Annotated in this window: 11 protein-coding genes and 1 pseudogene; 7 read left to right on the top strand and 5 right to left on the bottom strand. The window is 74.1% G+C overall.

What is annotated here, in order from left to right:
* Positions 1-37 precede the first annotated feature (37 nt).
* Entirely contained in the window at positions 38-1,582 is a 1,545-nt protein-coding gene (locus ACL02U_RS11525) for a hypothetical protein (protein ID WP_412790632.1), read from the bottom strand.
* 450 nt (positions 1,583-2,032) lie between these two features.
* Between ACL02U_RS11525 and ACL02U_RS11520 the strand changes: the two are divergent.
* Together ACL02U_RS11520 and ACL02U_RS11515 are read left to right on the top strand one after the other, a co-directional pair.
* Positions 2,033-2,314: pseudogene (locus tag ACL02U_RS11520) on the top strand (galactose oxidase); the annotation flags it as partial.
* Positions 2,297-2,509 carry a galactose oxidase-like domain-containing protein gene (locus ACL02U_RS11515; RefSeq protein ID WP_412790752.1) on the top strand — a complete coding sequence of 71 codons (213 nt, stop codon included), beginning with the start codon at positions 2,297-2,299 and terminating at the stop codon, positions 2,507-2,509. The pseudogene ACL02U_RS11520 and the gene ACL02U_RS11515, both read left to right, overlap by 18 nt.
* 67 nt (positions 2,510-2,576) lie before the next feature.
* Here the strand turns inward: ACL02U_RS11515 and ACL02U_RS11510 are convergent, their stop codons facing one another.
* A complete protein-coding gene (locus tag ACL02U_RS11510) occupies positions 2,577-3,692 on the bottom strand; it encodes a PP2C family protein-serine/threonine phosphatase (RefSeq protein WP_412790631.1) in 1,116 nt (371 codons plus the stop codon).
* Positions 3,693-3,914: 222 nt separating this feature from the next.
* Here ACL02U_RS11510 and ACL02U_RS11505 point away from each other — a divergent pair, with 222 nt between their 5' ends.
* Entirely contained in the window at positions 3,915-4,160 is a 246-nt protein-coding gene (locus ACL02U_RS11505) for a hypothetical protein (protein WP_412790630.1), read from the top strand.
* A gap of 294 nt (positions 4,161-4,454) precedes the next feature.
* On the opposite strand, the gene ACL02U_RS11500 is transcribed toward ACL02U_RS11505, so the two are convergent.
* Positions 4,455-4,988, bottom strand: a complete 534-nt coding sequence (locus ACL02U_RS11500; protein ID WP_412790629.1) for a MarR family winged helix-turn-helix transcriptional regulator — start codon at positions 4,986-4,988, stop codon at positions 4,455-4,457.
* A 1,168-nt stretch (positions 4,989-6,156) separates the two neighbouring features.
* On the opposite strand from ACL02U_RS11500, the gene ACL02U_RS11495 reads away from it, so the two are divergent.
* The gene (locus tag ACL02U_RS11495) at positions 6,157-7,341 is read left to right on the top strand and encodes a type III polyketide synthase (protein WP_412790628.1); all 1,185 of its coding nucleotides are present in this window, start codon (positions 6,157-6,159) and stop codon (positions 7,339-7,341) included.
* Positions 7,342-7,823: 482 nt separating this feature from the next.
* On the opposite strand, the gene ACL02U_RS11490 is transcribed toward ACL02U_RS11495, so the two are convergent.
* Both ACL02U_RS11490 and ACL02U_RS11485 read right to left on the bottom strand, forming a co-directional pair.
* On the bottom strand, positions 7,824-9,989 hold the full coding sequence (locus ACL02U_RS11490; protein WP_412790627.1) for a SpoIIE family protein phosphatase: 2,166 nt from the start codon (positions 9,987-9,989) through the stop codon (positions 7,824-7,826).
* A gap of 523 nt (positions 9,990-10,512) precedes the next feature.
* Positions 10,513-10,704, bottom strand: coding sequence for a hypothetical protein (locus tag ACL02U_RS11485; protein WP_307128264.1), 192 nt, complete (start codon positions 10,702-10,704; stop codon positions 10,513-10,515).
* Positions 10,705-10,849: 145 nt separating this feature from the next.
* On the opposite strand from ACL02U_RS11485, the gene ACL02U_RS11480 reads away from it, so the two are divergent.
* The 3 genes from ACL02U_RS11480 to ACL02U_RS11470 all read left to right on the top strand — a co-directional run.
* Positions 10,850-12,013 (top strand): hypothetical protein, encoded by a 1,164-nt coding sequence (locus tag ACL02U_RS11480; RefSeq protein WP_412790626.1) that lies wholly within the window; start codon positions 10,850-10,852, stop codon positions 12,011-12,013.
* 7 nt (positions 12,014-12,020) lie between these two features.
* Positions 12,021-12,560 carry a hypothetical protein gene (locus ACL02U_RS11475; RefSeq protein WP_412790625.1) on the top strand — a complete coding sequence of 180 codons (540 nt, stop codon included), beginning with the start codon at positions 12,021-12,023 and terminating at the stop codon, positions 12,558-12,560.
* Between the two features lie 65 nt (positions 12,561-12,625).
* Positions 12,626-13,197: IS630 family transposase (locus ACL02U_RS11470; protein ID WP_412790624.1), on the top strand; the 572-nt coding region annotated here is incomplete at its 3' end.

Below are 13,197 nucleotides of genomic sequence, written 5' to 3'. Positions count from 1 at the left end.
GGGCAGGCCGGGCGGCTGGTCGGGGGCGTGCGGCGCCTCAGGGACGTCCATGGGGCTCCCCCTCACCGGTGGCGGTCAGGGGGGTCAGTTCGTGGGGGCGGAAGTAGTGGAAGCGGCCGTACCAGCCGTTCAGTTCCGCCGCGGGGTCGTCGTCGAGTGTGACGGCGAGGTGGACGCTGCCGTCCACGTCGTGGCGTACGGCCGCCACCCTGGCGGTGCGCCCGGCCAGGAACATGTCCTGCGCGTCGGCGCCCCGCCCGGCGGGGTGCAGCCGTACCGGGCTGCCCGCCGCCAGCGGTACCCCGTCGACGACCACGCTGTCGGTCGCCGGGGAGAGGCCGTCGTCGCCGCCCTCCTGCCACCAGGGGACCTCGGGACCGCCGGGCAGGGGCCCGGCCGAGGTCGCGCGTTCCGCACCCGGTTCCCGCGGGTCCGGTGCACCGGGTGCGGCGGACGGGGCGGTTCGGGCGGGCCGGGCGGGCCGGGCGGGCTCCAGGGAGCGGATCGCGCCGTGCAGCCGGGCGAACATCTCCGGCGGCAGGGTCTCGACGCGGTCGAGGATGCCTGCGGCACGCGGGTCGGTGGCGCGGGCCTCGCGCTTCTCCTGGTCCGTCAGAAGGAGGGTGCGCAGGGTGAGGATCTCGTCGATCTCCGCGGCGTCGTGCAGGTCGCCGGGGCTCTCGGGCGCCACCTCGGGGTGGTCCGGCAGCAGGATCGGCGCGGACAGCAGCGCCGGTGCCGTCCCGGGATCGCCCCCGAGGACGGGGAAGGTGTGCAGGTTGCGGCAGGCGCGGGCGTGGTCCTCGCAGTCCCGCGGCGGGTCGGTCAGCGACAGGAAGGCGACGTCCTCACCGCCGATCAGGGTGTGCGTGGCCAGCAGGGCGTGGCGCAGCGCCTCGGCGCGCGGGGCGCCGGCGCCGGGCGAGGGGCCGGTGTTCTCGGTGCGGATCCGCAGCCGGTACAGCGGCGGGCCGTCCCCCGGGCTGTCCTCGACCCGTTCGGCCCGCAGCGTGGTGACGGCGTGGCCGCGTTCCCGCCTGCGCACCAGTCGGCCGGCGTCGCCGGGCAGTTCCTCGGTCTCCTCGCCGGGGGGTGCGCCGACCGGCGTGGCGTGGTCCCGGTCGAGCAGCCGGGCCAGCGGGACCCGGATGTCGAACTCGCGGGGAACGGCCTCGTCGAAGGTCAGGTGGACGTCGTCGCCCGCTTCCAGGGACTCCACCGGCCGGTGGAGTCCGCCGGGCAGCCGCTGCTCCACCTGCTTGCGCTGGAGTTGCAGGTAGCGCACCCGGACCCGCACCTCGGCGGTCGGGGCGGCCCGCAGCAGGCACTCGGTCTGCTGGTACCAGGAGTCGACCGAACCGGCGAGACCGGGAGGCACCGGCCCGTCGCGTTCCGCCCAGTCGCGGGGGGCGAGCACGCCGAACTGCCAGCGGACCCGGTTCTTGGGTGAGGAGCGGCGGTACGGGTAGAGCAGGTAGCCCTCGTAGAGGACGGCGTCGGCGACGGCGCCGAGGCCGCGGAAGGCGTCGTCGCAGGGCGTCGCCGCCGGTGCGCACCCGCCGTCGGCCGCGTCGACCACCATGTCGCCTCCTGCTCCGGCCGGGACCCGGCCTCCTCGGTCACCTCGTGCACCCGTCCGAATGCGTGTCGCGGGCCCCTTCCGGTCGCCCGGACCGCCTGCGGAGGGCGTCCGGCGCCATCCGTTCCCCCACCGTCACACGGTTCACACCGGTGCGCCTCTTGCGGACCAATCGGCTGCTCCGGGCGGGTGGCGTCCACTCGGCCGCCCGCGTGCGCGCCGGGCGTCCCCGCCGGTCCCCCGGCCGCTGCGGCCGCGGTCCGGGTCCTGGGGACCGACGGGGAGGCGGGCGGCAGGCTGCGGGCGCCGGGGGTGCGTCTGCGCCGCAAGCCTCTCCGTATGGCGCATATCGGGTGTTCCGTTCCGGGTGTGCGTGTGTGTCTGCGGCGCTCCGTCCGGCGACCGGGGGTTGTGGTCGGTGGGTTCCGTCCGACCCGCCCACCGTGAGCAGTACGCGATCGAGGGCTGAAGGGCGGGGAGGCCGACAACCTCTACGGCGTCGCCGACAAGCTCGGCCTAGACAAGAAGGACTTCCAGGGGATCAGGGACGCCTACGAGTTCGACCCGGTGACCGAGAAGTACACCAGGGTCGCCCTGATGGACGAGGCCCGCTGGTACCCGTCGCTGACCGCGCCGTCCGACGGCCGGGTCCTGGCCGTCTCCGGTCTGGACGACATCGGCCAGGTCGTGCCCGGCAAGAACGAGGTCTACGACCCGGTGGGCAGGACCTGGTCCAAGGGCCCGAACCTCACCGGCTTCGACCGGCGGTCCGTCGCCCCGAACGCGGTGCGGCACGGTGACGGTTCGCTGACCGTCCGCGTACCCGACGTCCCGTCACCCGTGCCGTCCGGCTGGAACATGGTCTTCGCCACGGACCACCGGGGCACGCCGTGCGGGGCGCAGTGGATCCACGTGGGCGCGGCCGGATGACCCGCCGCGACCGGGGCCGGAGCGCGCCGCCCGGGGGCAGCCCGGGGCCGGGGACGCCGCCGGGCGGTCACGGGGCCGATCGGACCGCCCGGGCGGCATCGCTGCCGCTGCCGCTGCCGCTTCCGTGCCCGTGGTACCGGAGCAGCAGCATGGCCGCGTCGTCGTGCAGCGGTCCCGCGGAGTGCCGTACGACGTCCTCGCGCAACGCCTCCAGCGCCCCGTGCGCGTCCGCCTCCTTCAGCAGGTGGGCCCGCGCGTCCAGCGGGTAGAAGCGGCCGGCTTCGTCCCGGGCCTCGGTGACCCCGTCGGTGTACAGCAGCAGTTGGTCGCCCGGTGCGAAGAGCACCCGGAACGGTTCGGGGGCGTCCGCTCCGTGGGCACCGAGGCCGAGCGGCAGTGCGAAGGACGGCGGCACGGGGAAGTCGGCGGATCCGTCCCCGCGTACCAGCATGGGCGCCGGGTGACCGTAGTTCAGGAACACGATCTGCTGGTCGCGGCGCACCTCGGCGAGGATGGCGGTGACGAACTTCTCGCCGTCCTTCTCCCGGTCCAGGCTGCGCTCCAGCCAGGCGCCGACGCCCGTCAACTCCGGTTCGTCGTAGGCTGCTTCGCGGAAGGCGCCCAGTACCACGGCGGCCGTCTCGACGGCGGCCAGCCCCTTGCCCTGCACGTCGCCCACGATGACCCGCACCCCGTGCGGCGAGGACACCACCTCGTACAGGTCGCCTCCGATGCGGGCCTCCGCCAGGGCGGAGGTGTAGGACACCGCCGCCTGCAGCGGACCCGCCGTCAGCGGTACCGGGCGGAGCAGGACCCGCTGGGCGACCTCGGCGATCGACCGCACGCTCGCCAGCTCCGCCTCGCGCCGGCCGCGCACCACGGCGGCAGCGACCCCGGCGGCGGTCACCCCCGCCACGGAGGCCATCGCGGTGAACGCCCTGGGCTCGCCCGCCATTCCGTCGTAGAGGCCGAGGCAGAGGCAGAGCAGCAGGGCGGCCAGCCCGGTCGCCGCCGTGCGCCGCCAGCCGCCGACCAGTCCGGAGAAGGCCGGGCCGAGCGAGACCAGCGGCAGGTACCCGACCTCCGGTCCGGCCAGGACGTCGACGACGGCCACCACGCCCATGACGCCGGCAGGCATCCAGGTCAGCACCTGGAGACCGGACGGCGGGTTCCTCACGGCCATGACGTCACTCCAGCGGTAGCGCGAGCCCGGGAGCCGTCGCAGCCGCACCATTGCCGCACGGGCGCCGTCCCTCCCCTGCTCTTAGGCTATGCAAAAGTCTCCTCGGGCCATCAGCCGACGCTCGCTCCTTTACGGGATCGAGGCCTCGTGCCGTGCCCGCACCGGGCCGGGGCACGAGGCGGCCGGTGCACCGCGGGACCCGGAGGGGGCTGCCGTGGCCGGGTGGCGTCGGCTCGAAAGGCCCGGCCGGCGTCGGCTCGACGGGCCAGGCTGATCGCCGCGGCGGCCGCCGCCGTCGCGCTGCCCACACTGGTGTCGCTGTCCCGCACCGAGGCTCCGGGCGGATCCGGCAGCCCCGGCGACGTCACGTCGGAGCAGTCGGAGCAGTCGGAGGCAGCGCCGTCCGCGCCCCCGTCCGCGCCGCCGTCCGAGACCGCGGTCCCGCCCCGCCGACGTGACCTCCGCTGACGGACCGGGGTGGCAGCCGTAGACGTGCAGCCGCTGCGGTACCGGCGGTGCGTCCGCCCGGCGCGACCTCTCGCCGCACACCCGGACAGGCCGGTCGGACTCCGCCGGGGCCCACACCCGGAAGGCGCACGGGCCCCGCGCACCCGGCCGCGAAGTGCGCGGATACGACCGACGGCGGCTTCGGGGCACCGTCCCCGCGCGACGGGCGGCCACCGCCCGTCCCGCATGGCGTGACGGCCGCAGGGGCCGCGGGGCGGCCCGGCCGGCCGCCGGCTGCGTCCGGTGGGCGGGGGTTCAGGTGTCGCGTCGGGCCGCGGCGTCCACCCAGCCCAGGGGGGACATGTCCAGGTCCTCGAGGGCCGGCACCGGCGGCTCTCCACCGGCCTCGGTGAACGCGGTCAGCGCCTCGACCAGCACCGCGCGTTGGTGCGGGTCCAGCCGTTCGACGATCGACGCGATCTCGGAGCGCCGCTGCGCCGTGACGTCCGACACGATGCGCCGCCCCTCGTCGGTCAGCTGCAGCAACGTTTCGCGACGGTTGTCCGGATTGACCTGCCGGTCCGCAAGTCCGGCCGCGATCAGTCGGTCCACCATCCGCATCGCGGTGGAGGGCGCGACCTGCAGCAGTTCCGCCAGCGCGACCAGCTTCGTGGCACCCCGTGTGGACAAGACGACCAGCATGCGGAACTGCGGCAGTGTCACCCTGTCCTGCACTGCGGCCAACGACCGCGCCGACACCGCCACCAGCAACCGGGACGCGGTCAGCACCGCCCGGGTGACCGCGTCGACATCATCCACACCCTCGGCGAGGGTCTCGCTCTCCCGCATAACTCCTTTTTATCGCGCCGGAGTGCCCGCGTACCCGCCGTACGGGTACGGCTTCCCGGAACATCACCGTGACGTGCGCCGCAACCGAAGGTACGTTTCCGCACACCGGCCGCGCGAGAGCCCCCGCGCCGACGGCCACAACGGCCGACGCGACCCGGCCCGGACACCGCCCTCACCCAGGGCGCTCTGCGGCGACCGCCGTGTCCGGGACTCGTGCAGGCGGCGCCCGAGGCGGTGTCGACGTGGGCGCTCCGCGCCGCCGGCGTGCGCCGGTCGAGCCGGGGAACCGCCTCGGCAGAGTCCTCCCCGCTCCACGGCGGGGAGGACGGCGGCTTCTGGGCCGTGGCCGCGGTGACCGTGCTCCCGCCGAGCGTGATCCGCACCCGGACCGCCCCGTACCGCGTGCCGATCACCGCTCCGGTGACGGAAACGGGGGCGGGCCCGCCGGAGCCGCCCGACGCGGCCCTGGGCGCGGTGGGGGCGGGGCCCGCCCTCGCCGGCGCGGCGGAGGCGGCGGTGCGGGGCGGGGCGGGGCGGGGCGGGGCGGGGCGGGACACGGTACCGGTGCGCTGCGCACCTCGGAGGCTGCCGGCGCACCCGGGTCCGCGCCCGGGGCGAGAGACGGATCCGTCGTCGTTCCAGCGCGGGCAGGAGTACGACGGTGACCACTGCGCCCGCCCCCGCCGACGCGGCGCGGCGGATCGGATGCGCCGCGCTCGCACCGGCCCGCCGTGACGGGGGCTCCGCGCCACACTCCCGGCGGGGCGACTCGGAGGGTGGAGGCCTCGTGCTGGATCCGCCGGTCCGATCCTCCCGTCTCCCGCACGGTCGAGCTGCCCGCGGCACCGGACGGCGCCGGCCGACCCCGAGGCGGTGTCGGCGACGGCGAGGGGGCCGGCCGCGCGGGTCTCCCGACTGACGGGGGGCCAGACGGACCGAGGGGACCGCTGCGACCGCCGACGGTAGAGGTGTGCGCCGTGTCACACGACCCCGGAGCCTTGCAAGTTGTGTGCATCACAGACGAAATGTCCCTTTAGCGTCCATCCTCAAAGCGGATACCGACTCCCGAAGTGGAGCCCCTCGGCAACCTCTTGGGCACGAACTACAAAGTGACCCATGCCATACCACTCGTGACGTTCCCCATCCTCCTCAGCAAAGGTGCCCCACCATGGCCGCATACCTCTGTCCTCCTGCCGTGATACACGGCGAGCACGCCGTGACGACCAACCAGATCGTCGCGGAGGTGCGTGACCGGCATCCGCACGCGAACTGGGCGCCGCGCATCGACGGCATCGCGGCCAGCACCGGCATCGAGTCGCGCGGGTGGATGCTGCCGCTGGAGACCGCCGTCGCGCCCGGTCGCGGCGGCGGCCTGCGCACCGTCGGCGCGGGCCGGGCCCAACAGGCTCTGGCCCGCGACGGGTTCACCCCCGAGGAGGTGGACCGCGCGATCGCGGCACTGGAGGCGATGGACACACCGCAGACCGTCCAGGAGCGGACCGGGCCGGCCTGGGAGGCCGTGCAGTCCTACGGGGAGCGTGCCGCGCGCGGGGCGCTGCAGATCGCCGGCCTGGACGCCTCGGACGTCGACTGCCTGATCACCAGTCACTCCACCACGCCGGCGCTGCCCGGTCTGGACGTGGCCCTGGCCAACAGGCTTCCGCTCCGCAACGACGTGCTGCTGCTGCCGGCCACGCAGTGGGCCTGCATAGCGGGCACCCGCTCGCTGGCGCTGGCGATGGATCTCGTGGCCGCCGATCCGGACCGGGTGGTCCTGGTCGTGATCGCGGAGGCGCTGAGCACGACCTACCAGCCCGCGGACGACACCCTCGAATCCCTGATCGTCCGGCTGCTGTTCGCGGACACCGCGGTCGCCGCGGTGGTCACGGGCCGCCAGAGGCGCGAATCGGTGGTGCGGCTGGACTCCGCCTGGCACCACACCCTGCCCGGCACCCGAGACCTCCACCGCCTCGAGACACGGGAGGACGGCACCCACTTCCTGATGGACCGGCGCGGACCGCGCGCGGTCCAGGAGACGGTCACCGCGATGTGGGAGTGGCTCCGCGTCCGCTACCAGGACGACCCCGAATCCTGGCACCCCGACGTCCTGCTGGCTCACCCCGGCGGGACCCGGGTGCTGGAGTACATGGAGCAGACGATGCCCGACGCGTGGCCGTCGGGGCTGCTCGACCACAGCAGGGCCAGCTACGCCAGCGGCAACCGCGGTGGCGCCGCCGTGTTCGACATCATGCGGCGGGCGCACGACGCCGGGCAGAGGCCGGGCGACCGCGCGGTCCTGTACGCGGCGGCACCGGGCCTGACCGCGACCGCCCTGGAAGGCGAGTGGCTCTGACCCCCGGTCCCGGGGCGGCGGCCCGGGGATTCCGGCCCGCCGCGGAGGGCGCGGGGTGCCGCTCCGACTCGCCGTCGGCCAGGACGGCGAAGTGTCCGGATCCCGGGTCGGTGCCGACGCCCCGCTTCCTCTCGGGCAGCGACGCGGGCTCGGCCTGAACGACCAGGCTCGCGGGGCACCGGGTCGGCCACGTCCTCGATCACGGTGACCGCGGACGGGACCGAAGGCGGGCGCTGATCCGCAACTCGCCCCGGAGGTCGCGGCGCCGACCCTCCCGGACCGGTTGCCGTGCCGGTGCACGGCACGGTTTCCGGTCCCGGACCGGAGGCTTCCCCCCGGCCTCGCGCCGGGCCCGGATCGCTCCCGGTCCTACCGGCGCTCCGCAGGCCGGCACCGCCGGTCCGTCGGCCGTCCGTCCGTCGACCGCGGCACGGGTGTCCCGGTCCCGGACGGTGCCGCGGGCGGTACCGTGCCAAGGCGGGTCATCGGGCGACCTCCGCCCAGACCACCTTGCCGGTGTCCGTCCACCGCACCCCCCACCGGGTGGTGAGCCTGTGCACGACGTGCAGGCCGCGTCCGCCGTCGTCGAGGAAGCCGCCCCGCCCCAGACGCGGCCGGCCGTTGCCGGTGTCGCCGACCTCGCACAGCAGGCCCTGCCCGGCTCTGATCAGCCGTACCGTGACGGGACCGGCCGCGAAGCGGACCGCGTTCGTGACCAGCTCGTCGACCAGGAGCAGAACGTTGTCCCGGGTCTCGTCCCTGGTGCCCCACTGCCGCAGCAGAGCGGAGACCTGCGCGCGGGCGCGGGCGGGGGTGTCGTCGCGGGCGGGCAGCCGCCAGGTCGCGGTGTCCCCCTTGCGGTAGCCGATCAGGCGCGCCAGCAGCAGGGTCACGTCGTCGCGCTCGCGCACGGGCGACAGCGTGGAGACGACGCGCCGCGCCGCCGGTTCCAGGGCGTCCCAGGGGTGCACCCCGGCCACGGCAGCCGCCAGCCTGTCGATGCCCTCGTCGATCGGCACGGCCGGATCCTCCACCAGGCCGTCGGTGTAGAGGGCGAGCAGGGAGCCCGGTGGTGCGCCGAACGTGTGCACGTCGAACGGCTCCCGCAGCGCGAACTCGGCGCCCAGGCCGGGATGCGGACGGACCGCGAGCGGGCCCGCCTTCCCGTCCGGGGACACCAGGACCGGAGGGAGGTGGCCGGCACTGGAGAGGGCCACGCGGTGGCTGACCGGGTCGTACAGGACGATGCAGCAGGTCGACCCGAGGGCGCTGTAGCCGGCCGCCAGCCCGGACTCCGAGTCGTCCAGCAGCGTCACCGTCTCGTCCAGGTGCTCCAGCACCTCGTCCGGCGCCAGCCCCGCGGAGAGCAGCGCGCGGGCCTCCATGCTCAGCTGGCCCATCGTCGCCGCGGCTCCCAGGCCGTGCCCGACGACGTCCCCGACCACCAGCGCGGTCCGGCCGTCCGGCAGCGGAAAGCTGTTCACCCAGTCGCCGCCGACACCCGCACTGTCGGGTGTGGCGGGCTGGTAGACACTGGCGATCTTGATCGTGTCGCCGCCGGTGCGGGGCAGCAGCCGGCGCTGCAGCGCCAGCACCTGGGTGTGCTCCCGCTGGTGCTGCCGGGCGAGGTCGACGTGGTGGGCGGTCCGGGCCACCAGCTCCTGCAGGTCGAACAGCTCGCTGTCGCGGAAGGGGGAGCCCGCGCGCCGCCAGACCTCCGCCACGCCCAGCACGACGGGCGGCGTGCTGTCGAGGACCAGCGGTATGCACACCACCCCGGCCGACTGGTCGCCGGGCACCAGCGCGCGGATCACCCGCGGACTGCCGAGCACCCGCTCGACCGCGTCCCGGTCGGGTATGACGATGGCCTGCGGGGCGTCGTCCCGCCGTACCGCCTGCGCCAGCAGGCGGCTGGCGTCGCTGGGGAGGTCGTCGCCCGGAGTGACGTAGCCCTCGGGCCAGGCCCGGTCCGGAACCAGGGCCGCCCGCCGCAGCCGGATGCGCCCCTGCTCCTGCCCGGTGACGCCCTCGCCGGTCCACACGGCGAAGTCCAGGTCGACGGCGGCCACGTCTCCCCAGGCCAGCAGTGACTGCGCCAGCGACTGGGCGGTCTCGCCGATGTCCAGCGAGGTGCCTATCGCGGTCTCGGCGGCATACAGGTGCAGCCGCGTGGCCATGGCGATCAGGGAGACGGTCAGGCCCTCCTGGGGAGCCGCGGCGGGCAGGATGCTCAGCGAGACCACCAGCTCCGACCCGTCGCCGCGCCGCAGGCGCTGGATCCGGGCGACATGCGCCTCACCGGTCTCCAGCACCTGCCGCAGCCGCCGGGTGACCGTCGGTACGTCGCCCGGGGGCAGGAGGTCGACGAAGCGGGTACCGGGTTCGGCGCGCACACCCGCGAACACCGGGGCGTCCAGATTGCAGCGGGTGATGCGCAGTTCGCCGTCCAGGTTGACGGCACCGAGGATCTGGTCCTGGCGGTCGGGTCCGGGGACGCCGGAGCCGCCTTCCCGGTCGTTGCCGCGGGCGTCCCGCGCCTCGGCGGCGCCTGAGGCCGCTGCCTTCCCGTTGCGCGGGATGTAGCGCCCCAGGGCGCTGCTGACCAGGTTGAACGACGAAGGGGACGAGGGAGGGGGTGTGGAGTCCATGCGGCTCCCTCAGCAATCCCCGGCGCAGCGCCGGGACCGTACGCGGACCCGTGCGGCAGAGCCCCGAGATCCCCGACCGCACACCTCATTGAATACCACCGGGGGTCGCTACGCCCACATCAGCGGTTCGCGCGGGGGCGTCGGGGGTGAGGGGCTGCCGCGGCCGGTGGGACGGGCGGCGCGGCCCGCCCGCCCGCGCCGCCCCCGGCCTCTGGTGGGACCGCGCTCACACCGTCGGGGGGGCCGTCGGGGGGGGCCGTCGGGGGGGCCGTCGGCGACGGTGCCCGCGGAGCACGGCGGCCCGGCGCGGGCACGGCGCGGTCGCCTCCGCGGGCGGACAGGTGTCCGCAGTCACTCGGGGCAGCGGACGGGCGGATCAGCCCAGGAAGCTCAGACGCACCTGCCGGTCGGGATTCGAGACGTTGGTGTCCACGAAACTCCGTTAAGGCAACACCAGCCTATCCGGAAGGCAAGGGCCGGGGCCGGCCCTTGCCACGACCCCGCGGCCACTTCTGCAGCAGGGTCACAGGGGCCTGAGGACGAGGAGGTGGCAGTCGAGAATCTGGCGGGCTTCCCTCCGGCGGGAGCGGCGGGGGTGCAGCAGGGCGACTCCGACGATGACGACGTACACGGTGATCCAGATGTGCAGGACGGTGATCAGGACCCAGAGCAAGGGCCCGGTGGTCGGGAGCAGGGCGGTCAGTGCAGTGAGCATGGTTCCTCCTAATGTGCCGCCGGGCCGTGCGCTGCGGCGGTTCCCCCAGGTCACCAGGCCCGGTGCGCCCGGCCCAGGTAAAGGTGGGGGGTCTCTAATTCCCGAAGGCGCGGCCTCCTCCGACGGAAGTAGGTAGGTTCGCGGCATGTCTTCTCCTGATCCGGTCTCCGCTGATCAGCAGCTCGTCGAACACGCGCGGCAGCACGGTTTCGTGGTGTCAGCGAAGCAGCTTGCGTCGTGGCGGCGGGCGGGGCTGTTGCCGGAACACACGAAGCGGGCGCTGGGCCGCGGGCGCGGGAGCACGTCGGTTCCGGACGACGAGGCATTCGGTCTGGTCGTAGCGCTCGCCCGGCTGGCGCGGAGGGGCGCTCGGCCCTCTCATCTGGCGCTGGCGCTGTTCGGCGAAGGGCACCCGGTGCCGGAGGAGACCGTGCGGGACGCCTTCGGCAAGGCGGTCCGGGGCCTGGGCGCCGGGCTCGGTGAGGAAGGTCCGAAAGAGGGGGAGAACGAGGAGGAGTGGGCGGAGCGCGTCGCCGACGAGGTGGTCGCCTCGGGGCAGCGGGTGCGGCTCGTTCCCGCGCGGGTGCGTCGGATCGATGAGGGCATCGCCCGGTACATGCGTGACCGGGGGGTGGTGTGGCCCCCTCCTGAGCTGACCGACCTGGACGCGAACCCGGAACCTCCGAGCCTGTCCGGCGGGGAGGTCACGGCTGCCGCGGTGACCACGGTGCTGCGTGGAGGTGCCGCCGTCACGCCGCAGGGGATCGGTGACGTGCTGCGGGCCGTGCAGCCGGCGGGGTGGGGCAACCCGGGGGCGTCGCTGGCCGAGTACACGGTCGATGACGTCCCTGATGCCGCCCAGGAGGTGTTCCTTCCGGACGGCGGGATGGGCACCGTTCCAGACGGTGACGTCCGCGGCGCCCTGCTGAGTCTGGCGGAGACGGCCACCCTGGAGGACCTGCGGGATGCCTGGGAGGTGAGCGGGGCGACCCGCGAGTGGGCGCTGGACCTGTGCGCACGGGTCGAGGCGGAGCTCGAGGCTGGCGAGCTGGGCGATGCGGCCCTCGCCTGGCTGATGGGCAGGGCCTTCGTGTCGGGGCTGGTGCTGATGGCCCAGGTGGGAGACCGCCACTGGTCCCCCACAGACCGGGCGTCGGACTCCCTGATCCTATTGATGATGCGGCGGTCGTTGCGCGACCTCGACGGCAAAGTACCGGACTGCCAATGGGAGCTGCTCAGATCCCCCGCCGTGCTGCCGGCCCCGCTGATCCCGTTCCTCCAGCCGCGGCACGCCTCCGAGATCCAGTAAGAGAATCATGATCCAGAGCCCTCGTGAGACCGTGGCGGCGGCCATGGCCGAAATGGCGGTGCTGCGTGCTCTCCAAGTGGCCGGTCGGCGCTTGCTCGCGCGGCGGAGCCGGGTGGTACGGGGCCCTCTGCGGACCGTCCCTCCGTGGGAGCTGCATGTCCATCTGCCGGTTGGCGATACCGATCTGGCGCTGCTCCTGCGGGATGCGTGGGTCATCCCGGAGGCCGTCGGCCTGCCCTCGACCATGATCGAGGCACTGGATCAGCACGTGCGAATTCTGCTTGCCGCGGGGCTCGGGTACCGCCGGGACGACTTGTTCAAGACCTTGAGGGCTTCCCCCGACGTCCCGCACCCGATGTGCTGCGATCGGTGCCGCGTCGGCGGGCTCGATCAGGCGGATCCTGGTGCTGCCGTGCATGGGCTGATCCTCGTCGCGGTGCGTCGGATGAGACGGCCAGCCTACGCAACGGTCCTCGAGCGGCCGCGCGCTACGCCCGCCGATCGGTCTCACACGACCTGGCTTCGCAGCATCGCACCGCATTCATGATCCGGACTCCAGACAGGGCCTAGTGTCCTGAGTCGTTAGTTCGCTTGCGGTTGTAGGGTGGGGCGGTGCCTGGTCCGAAGCCGTTGCCTCTGGAGTTGTCCGATCACGAACGCCGGGTGCTGCGGGGCTGGTTGCGCAAGCAGACCGCGTCGCAGGCACTGGTGCTGCGGTCGAAGATTGTGCTGTCGTGCGCGGAGGGCCGGTCGAACGCGCAGGTCGCGAACGGCCTGGGTGTCTCGCGGGAAACGGTGCGTAAGTGGCGGTCCAGATTCGCCGCGGACCGGCTGGAGGGCCTGGTGGACCGGCCGCGTTCGGGGGCGCCGCGGAGGATCACGGACGAGCAGGTTGAAGCCCTGGTCGCCAGGACGCTCGGCCAGGCACCGCCGACGGGTGATTCGCACTGGTCGACGCGTTCGATGGCCGAGGCGGAGGGGCTGTCGCAGTCGGCTGTCTCGCGGATCTGGCGGGCGTTCGGCCTCAAGCCGCACATCGTGGAGACGTGGAAGCTGTCGACCGACCCGCAGTTCGTGACCAAGGTCCGTGACGTGGTGGGCATTTACCTGTCTCCGCCGGAGAACGCGCTGGTCCTCGCGGTGGACGAGAAGTCGCAGATACAGGCCCTGGACCGAACCCAGCC

The organism is Streptomyces sp. MS06, assembly GCF_047200655.1.
Classification (GTDB): Bacteria; Actinomycetota; Actinomycetes; order Streptomycetales; family Streptomycetaceae; genus Streptomyces.
Note: the sequence above shows the minus strand (reverse complement) of the source record. Positions and strands in the feature narration are given on the sequence as shown.